Raw genomic sequence first — 1,110 nt, forward strand, 5'->3', positions numbered from 1 at the left:
AAAATTTACAAATTTAAAAAATACTATTAATCTTAAATTTTCAAAAAAAATAACAAAAAATGAAAAAAACTTTTTTAAATTATTATTCTTTAGAATTGCATCAGATTCGTCATTTTTAGAAAAAGCTGAAATTAGATTTGAAGAACTGCTTTCCATACTCGATTTCCCTTCAATTAATGATTTTACCCCATTTTTTAATGCTTTAATAGAAAAACATATATTTTTTTCTACAGATATGCAATTTTCAGGCTCCTTTGGAATCATTTCATCTTTTGTTTTATATTCTGATTATTGTCACATATTTTTTACTGAAGAATTTAAAAACTGCTTTTCTCTCAAAAAAAACTTTTTTTCCCTTCTTGAAATTGAAAAATTTATTTTTATGAATGATTCTTTCTCATTCAGTTTTTATAACAATATTATTAAAAATTTTAAAGATAAGAACGAAATCACTCTACCAGTTTCATTAGTAAAAACTTACCTAAACGCAAATGATAAATATGAAAGATTTTTTGATTTTGAAAAGTATATTTTAAAAAAAGCTATACTGGATATAAATACTTTTACAGATTTTTCAATTGAATATGAAAAAATAAAAGAACACAAAAAAGCAACGAATAAAATTACCTCAATAAGTTTTTCTATAAATAAATTAAAACAATCCTACAAACCTTTTGATAATAAAATTTATAAAATGCTGGAACTTATTAAAGAAAAAATTTCCAATCCTGAAGAAATTTATCATCTATTTGTACTTTATGTGTCAAAAAGAGGATATAAATACGTCTACGACAATATAAATTATGCCAAAAATTCTAAAGATTTTGAAAAAAATTTAAAAAAGGCTCTTATGCTTAATCTAGCCTCAAATAATCTAAAACTTTTTCTTTAGCATCTTCAAAAACTGTTAAATCACCAATAGTCCTATTTTACACTCTTACAAGAAAACTTAACAAAATTAAAAGACATTATCCAAAAATTGAAGAACTTATGAATAACTTTAAATTAAAAAATATTGATTCTATCAGCTATTTCAACGATAACGACTCTTTTGAATTTTCAAATAAATATATTAGAATTTTTGTAAAATATTATTCTAGCAAAAAGTCC

At 21.8% G+C, this 1,110-nt stretch carries 1 protein-coding gene; it reads left to right on the forward strand.

The genetic code is table 11. The features are described 5' to 3' along the window. The first annotated feature begins 382 nt into the window (after positions 1 to 382). Positions 383 to 892 (forward strand): hypothetical protein, encoded by a 510-nt coding sequence (locus tag Q0370_RS11805; protein ID WP_367270889.1) that lies wholly within the window; start codon positions 383 to 385, stop codon positions 890 to 892. Positions 893 to 1,110: the final 218 nt, after the last annotated feature.

The sequence above is a fragment of the uncultured Leptotrichia sp. genome, assembly GCF_938036635.1.
GTDB classification, from domain to species: Bacteria; Fusobacteriota; Fusobacteriia; order Fusobacteriales; family Leptotrichiaceae; genus Leptotrichia; species Leptotrichia hongkongensis.